Annotated in this window: 8 protein-coding genes; 3 read left to right on the forward strand and 5 right to left on the reverse strand. The window is 61.3% G+C overall.

Annotated features, from left to right (window positions below; genetic code table 11):
- Both SGJ19_04855 and SGJ19_04860 read right to left on the reverse strand, forming a co-directional pair.
- A partial coding sequence (locus SGJ19_04855) for a sugar phosphate isomerase/epimerase family protein (GenBank protein MDZ4779562.1) occupies positions 1-629 on the reverse strand: 629 nt, incomplete at its 3' end.
- Between the two features lie 289 nt (positions 630-918).
- On the reverse strand, positions 919-1,425 hold the full coding sequence (locus SGJ19_04860; GenBank protein ID MDZ4779563.1) for a DinB family protein: 507 nt from the start codon (positions 1,423-1,425) through the stop codon (positions 919-921).
- Between the two features lie 178 nt (positions 1,426-1,603).
- Here SGJ19_04860 and SGJ19_04865 point away from each other — a divergent pair, with 178 nt between their 5' ends.
- Positions 1,604-1,981: an LITAF-like zinc ribbon domain-containing protein gene (locus tag SGJ19_04865; GenBank protein MDZ4779564.1), complete on the forward strand. Its 378-nt coding sequence runs from the start codon at positions 1,604-1,606 to the stop codon at positions 1,979-1,981.
- Positions 1,982-1,992: 11 nt separating this feature from the next.
- Here SGJ19_04865 and SGJ19_04870 read toward each other — a convergent pair whose 3' ends face one another.
- On the reverse strand, positions 1,993-2,568 hold the full coding sequence (locus SGJ19_04870; protein ID MDZ4779565.1) for a tRNA-(ms[2]io[6]A)-hydroxylase: 576 nt from the start codon (positions 2,566-2,568) through the stop codon (positions 1,993-1,995).
- A 628-nt stretch (positions 2,569-3,196) separates the two neighbouring features.
- Here SGJ19_04870 and SGJ19_04875 point away from each other — a divergent pair.
- On the forward strand, positions 3,197-4,009 hold the full coding sequence (locus SGJ19_04875; GenBank protein ID MDZ4779566.1) for a BON domain-containing protein: 813 nt from the start codon (positions 3,197-3,199) through the stop codon (positions 4,007-4,009).
- 160 nt (positions 4,010-4,169) lie between these two features.
- Positions 4,170-4,385, forward strand: coding sequence for an antitoxin family protein (locus SGJ19_04880; protein MDZ4779567.1), 216 nt, complete (start codon positions 4,170-4,172; stop codon positions 4,383-4,385).
- Positions 4,386-4,584: 199 nt separating this feature from the next.
- On the opposite strand, the gene SGJ19_04885 is transcribed toward SGJ19_04880, so the two are convergent.
- Both SGJ19_04885 and SGJ19_04890 read right to left on the reverse strand, forming a co-directional pair.
- Complete coding sequence (locus SGJ19_04885; protein ID MDZ4779568.1) at positions 4,585-4,989, reverse strand: DUF393 domain-containing protein; 405 nt, start codon at positions 4,987-4,989, stop codon at positions 4,585-4,587.
- Between the two features lie 18 nt (positions 4,990-5,007).
- The coding region (locus SGJ19_04890; protein MDZ4779569.1) for a hypothetical protein at positions 5,008-5,402 on the reverse strand (395 nt) is incomplete at its 5' end.

The raw sequence follows: 5,402 nt of genomic DNA on the forward strand, positions 1-5,402 counted from the left end.
CGCAACGGCTCGATGTAATCCATCCGCTGCAGCACGAGGTGCGACGGATCGTAGTTCAGGCCGAAGTGCTTTGAGGGGATCGTCTCGAACATCTTCCGCCACACCGACGGGGAATGCGCCAGATTCTTTCCGCCGGGCCATTCGTCGCGCGAGAAGAGCATCGGGCAATTCTCAATGCCGAGATACACGCCGGCGCCTTCGACATAGCGAATCAGTTCCGGCCAGACTTCTTTGAAGCGGGCGAAGTTCAAGTCCGGATGTTGCGTGTGATCGTTGCCGATGAAGGTGTTGACGTTCTTCAAGCCGAGCAACCTGGCGGCGTCGATCACGCGCTTCAGTTGCTCGATGGCGACTTGCGATTCCTCGGCGTTGCCGGAGAGGATGTTCGGGTAGTAGCCGAGTCCGGAGATCTCGACGCCATGCTTCTCACACAGCGCGCGGACGCCGTCGGCTTGCGCTTGGCCGAAATTGACGCAATCGATGTGGCACACGCCCGCATAGCGGCGCGACGATCCACCGGGAGGCCAGCACATGACCTCGACGCAGTCGTAGCCAATGGCGGCCGCGGCCTCGAGAACTTCGTCGAGCGATTGATCCGGTAGAATCGCGGAAACAAAACCCAGCTTCATGTTCGTAACTCCTGGTGCGTCAAAGCCTCGCCTTCCCTGCGCACCGCGAACGCGCGGACCACGCGCCCGGATTATACCAAGCACGCCGCCACATGGCATTGCCGCCGCCTCGGGCGTGGATACTAGCCCGTAGCGCCAGCGAGGGAGAGTGGACGCCGCAAGTCAATCAAGACGAAGCTCTCGGTTGCGTTGCAAACGAAGCAACTGAGAGTTTTATCTTTATCGGTAAGCCAAGTTCTCTCTCCCTCGCTGGCGCTACGGGCTGGTGTGGGAGATTCCGCGTTAGGCCTTAGTCCTGCGAGCCGCCCATCAGCGGCTTCTTGCCCAGCGCCCGGCGGGCGATGGTTGCCTGGCCGCTGTGCATTCCCTCGTGCCAAGCGGCGAGCTCGAACGCCGAGGCCTTGTCCGTAAAGAAATCCGGCGAGCCCGGCGGCATTTTTTCAGCGAGTTGTTCGTCGGTCATGCTGTCGAGCACGCCGAGCAACGTCTCGCGGCGCTCGCGGAAGTTGTGCAGCAATTCATCCGTTGCGGGGTAGGCCGTGGCGTCGGCGACAGGCTGCGAGCCCATGCCGAATTTTTCGTTATAGCCCGGCAGGTCCTTGGCCTTTTCGGGTGCGACCAGTGATGTGAAAAAGTTATCGACGGTCGTCAGATGTCCGGCCACCCAGAGGGCGTGGTTGGCCTTGGGGTGGACCTGGTGCGTCCATTCCTGCGGAGTCTTGAAGTCAGCGAGGATCTTTTCCAGGAAGTTTCGGGAGCGAGTCAGTTGTCCCTGGAGACGTGTTTTGGTCGACATCGTGGGCGTTCCTGAGGCAAGGGTCAGCGAGATTCAAAAACCAGCTTCCAACGCGGATCGTCGCGGAAATGTCTTTTGGATGCGTTCAAGACTTGGACGTGACAGACGAAATACCACAACGACGGGAATTCTTTTGCCGCCCGGCGCAGTTGTGATCCGACTGGGGGAGCAATCGACGATGGCTACGTTCGCATGTCCTTACTGCCAACAGGCTTTTGTCGCCACCGCCGCGGCCGTGCCCGCGCCGGTGAACTGCCCTCACTGCCATCAGTTGTTCGAGATCGCTAGCCATGCGCCTCCTCCTCCGCGCGTGTCACCGCCGCCGGTGCGGCCGGTCACGGCAAAGTTCGTGGCCGCAACGTCCGCCGGGACCGGGTTCGATTGCCCGTTCTGCCATACGCAGTCGCCGCCTTATCGGAAGTCGCAAGTCTCCGTGGCCGGATGGGTGACGTTGATCGCCTTACTGACTACGTGTTTCCCACTTTTTTGGGTGGGGCTGTTCATGAAGGAAGATGTCCACGTGTGCCGTTCCTGCGGGATCAAGCTCGGAGGGTAATGCGACGCACCCTAGCCGTGAACGCGGGGGTTGGGGTCGCCGCGGTCGATGATCTCGGCCTCGCGTTCGGCCAATTCCTGGAGCCGCTCGAAAATGACGGACTCCGGCGCAAACATTAACGCCATTTGCACATACGTGGCGTGGTGCCGGGCTTCGGACTCGAACAGACTGCCGTAGAACGCCGCTAGCTCGCGGTCTTGGAGCCGATCGCGGAGCAAGGCGAACCGCTCGCACGAACGGGCTTCGATCAGCGCGGCGACGAGCAACCGATCCATGGCGCGCCCCGGTTCCAATTTGCGGACCAGCTCGCCGAGTTGCTGCCCGTAGTTGCTGGGCGTTAGCCGGCGGAAGCGCATGCCGCGGGCCTGAATCAGGTCAATCACCTGTTGGAAGTGGTCTAGCTCCTCCGTGACAATCGGCGAGAGTTGCTTCACCAATTCGACGCGATCCACGTATGCGAAGATCAAGTTCATCGCCGTGCCGGCGGCTTTTTTCTCGCAATGCGCGTGGTCGAGCAGGATCTCCTCGAGGTTTTCCTCCACCCGCTCCAGCCACCACGGGGCGGTGCTTGATTTCAGACTGAGCATGGGGAAGCGTCTGCCTAAATGATTGGCGCGTGAACCGACCATATTATCCCGACGCGCCGGCGAGGGGGAGTTGCCGCCGTACCGGGCGTACGCTTGCGAACTTCAGCCCCGAAAGGGGCGCCAGACAATAGCCAGCGGTGCGAACCGCTGGAACTGCGAACCTATTTGAAACGCTCAGCCCCATCGGGGCGACACGATTCACAATATGGCGAATCGGCAATCGGTGTCGCCCCGTTGGGGCTTAAGGCATCTGCTTGCGCGACATTTCCAGGGGTTGGCACCCCTGGCTACTATCTGTCGCCCCTAACGGGGCTGGAAGTCTGCTTGTTCCTCCATTCGCGGAAGTCGCGTGGTTTAGGCCATCGAGGGAATTTCCGGCAACTTCGCTACGACCGGCCGTTGCGGCAAAATCGAAAAAAAGATTCCTTCCGCTACAACCGGCAGCCGAATGAGATACCTAGGTGGCTGGTTTCCCTCGTGCGGCCTGACTGCGCGGCGGAGATTAGCCATCGACACCAGCCGTGCGAAAACGCCGACCGGCCGCGTCGCCCAGGCCGGGCCACTAGACCCTGCCCGGGGCGATCTCGCGATAAGCTAGCGCGTTACCAAAGTTTCAGAGGGGGGAACCATGCGACTTTCAAGGATTGCGGTGGCGCTCGTTGCCTTGGCGGTCAGTCTGCCGGGCGTCGCGGTTGCCGGAGATCGGGAGATGGCGCAACAGATCGCCAACGAACTGCGCGACAGCGGCGCGTTGGTCGACTACAACATCGGCGTGAAGTACCAGGACGGCGCCGCCTGGCTGTCCGGACGCGTGCGGAGCGATGAACAACTGACTGCGGCGATTGAAATCGTCGAGCGGATCGAAGGCATTGAGCACGTGATTAACGACGTCGAAGTCGTGGCCGCGGAAACGCCGGCCCCGACAAAGAAGACGGCCAGCCGCAAGGCCAAGTCTTCGATCGCTCGCCAGACGAGCGCCGAAGAAGACATGCCGTTGCCGCTGGAACGCAAGACGTCCGCCAAGAAGCCGCGCGTCGGCCGCACGACGAGCTATCACGCGGACGACGCTCCTGTCGCAGCCGCGCCGGGTTCGTTCCAACCTGCCGACGCTCGCGAAGTGCCGGACGCCTACTACGGCGGCGGCTCGACCGGCGCTCCGATGCCGGCCTCGATGCCCGGCCCCGCCGGCGGCGTCGCCCCGGTGAATTACGATCAGCCGAACTTGCCGAATTACGCGTGGCCGAGCTACGCCGCGCATCCGAACTACGCCGCGGTGACATATCCGAAGCAATACTCGGCGTCCGCGTGGCCGTACATCGGCCCGTTCTATCCTTATCCGCAAGTGCCGCTGGGCTGGCGGAAAGTGACCTTGGAATGGGACGACGGCTGGTGGTTCCTGGACTTCGACGACGTCAACCAGCAGCACGCCCGCCGCTGGTAAGCGTGAGCCGGGAAGTCAATGCAGCAAATTCAAACCCTCGCATGGTTCGGCCATGCGAGGGTTTTTGCGTTTGATCGAGCGAGTTTTCCGGTCTACGCGAATGCTGCCGGCACAGGTGGTATAATGGGAGAGTGGCACAACAAGGAATTGGAGAGTTGCCGTGGAACTAGTACGTGCGGTCTATGAAAACGGCGTGTTCCGGCCGATCGCGCCGCCGGACCTGCCGGAGCATTGCGAGGTGGAGTTTGTCCCGCAGGTTGTGGGCGCGCAAGGCGAAGTGCCGTCGCTCATGGATGTCTACGAGACGTTGAGCGCTCGGTTCGACTCAGGCGAGCATGATGTCGCTGAGCGCCACAACGAGCATCAAATCCTGTAGGTCAGGCACCCCAGTCGAAGGCGAGTAGGCCAGCGCATCAACATCGCGAACCAACATCCAAAACTTGTGCCGGCAAATTGCCTGACAGTTCGACGTCTACTCCTGTCAGGCACGTCTTCCAGAACGTCTTGGGACGCGACATCAATTGTCCCTCTCGCCTGATTTCTCGCTTCAACGGCGGTGCCTGACCTACGAAACGCTACTTGATCCGCGCTTCCGGCATCTCGCACCGGTCCGTGCAGCCGCGGCCGAAGAGGCCGCCTAGGCGGATACGGTAGCGGGCGAAGATGTTGTAAGCGAAATCAAAGCACGGGCGCAGGATCGGCCAACCGGTGGGGGCCAGCACCCAGCCGAGGCCGACCGCACGATAGGCCTGGCGAAAGGTTTCGACGCCATGTGTTTGGCGACCGTCGGCGTGAACGCCGTGCAACGTGCCCATCAACGCGGGCAGCGTGGTTCCGTACTGCGCGGGATCAAACTCCGGTGCGGCGATGTCCTCCAGCAACAACCGTCCTCGCCGATCCAGACGGCCGAGCCAGCGGGCTTCTAGACGGCAAAACGGACACTCGCCGTCGTAAAGGACTTTGAATTGGCCGGGGGGCATAGCGGTGTTTTCTGTCGATCAGAAGCGGAAGCGGTTCCAGATGTAGATTAACTGCGAATCTGGATCGTACATAACCGCATATTGGTCACCGTCGTTACCAAATCGATCCTCGAAGAAATCTGGCGACGCGAAGAACTCGCATTGCTCTGTCGGCGCCGGCCGCCAGATCAGGGGAAACGCCGAGTAGTATTCCCGCAACACTTGATCGCGAGCAATTTTTTCCAGGTAGAGCGCTGCCACAACCTCGGGAAGCTTCGTCGCGGGGAGGGGCTGGCGCCAAACGTAGTCCGCATCGAGGAAACGGCCCAGGCAGGCAACCTTGGCGCTCGCGACATCCGTCCTACCGATGTCAGCGATGCGATGCACTTCGTCGGGAAAGTTGCTCGTCGAATAAATCGGGCCGACGCTGAGCA

This window comes from Planctomycetia bacterium, assembly GCA_034440135.1.
Taxonomy (GTDB): domain Bacteria; phylum Planctomycetota; class Planctomycetia; order Pirellulales; family JALHLM01; genus JALHLM01.

Coding starts and splice junctions, on each gene's coding strand:
- SGJ19_04860 (MDZ4779563.1), bottom strand. CDS start 1,425: ATGTCGACCAAAACACGTCTCCAGGGACAACTGACTCGCTCCCGAAAC.
- SGJ19_04865 (MDZ4779564.1), top strand. CDS start 1,604: ATGGCTACGTTCGCATGTCCTTACTGCCAACAGGCTTTTGTCGCCACC.
- SGJ19_04870 (MDZ4779565.1), bottom strand. CDS start 2,568: ATGCTCAGTCTGAAATCAAGCACCGCCCCGTGGTGGCTGGAGCGGGTG.
- SGJ19_04875 (MDZ4779566.1), top strand. CDS start 3,197: ATGCGACTTTCAAGGATTGCGGTGGCGCTCGTTGCCTTGGCGGTCAGT.
- SGJ19_04885 (MDZ4779568.1), bottom strand. CDS start 4,989: ATGCCCCCCGGCCAATTCAAAGTCCTTTACGACGGCGAGTGTCCGTTT.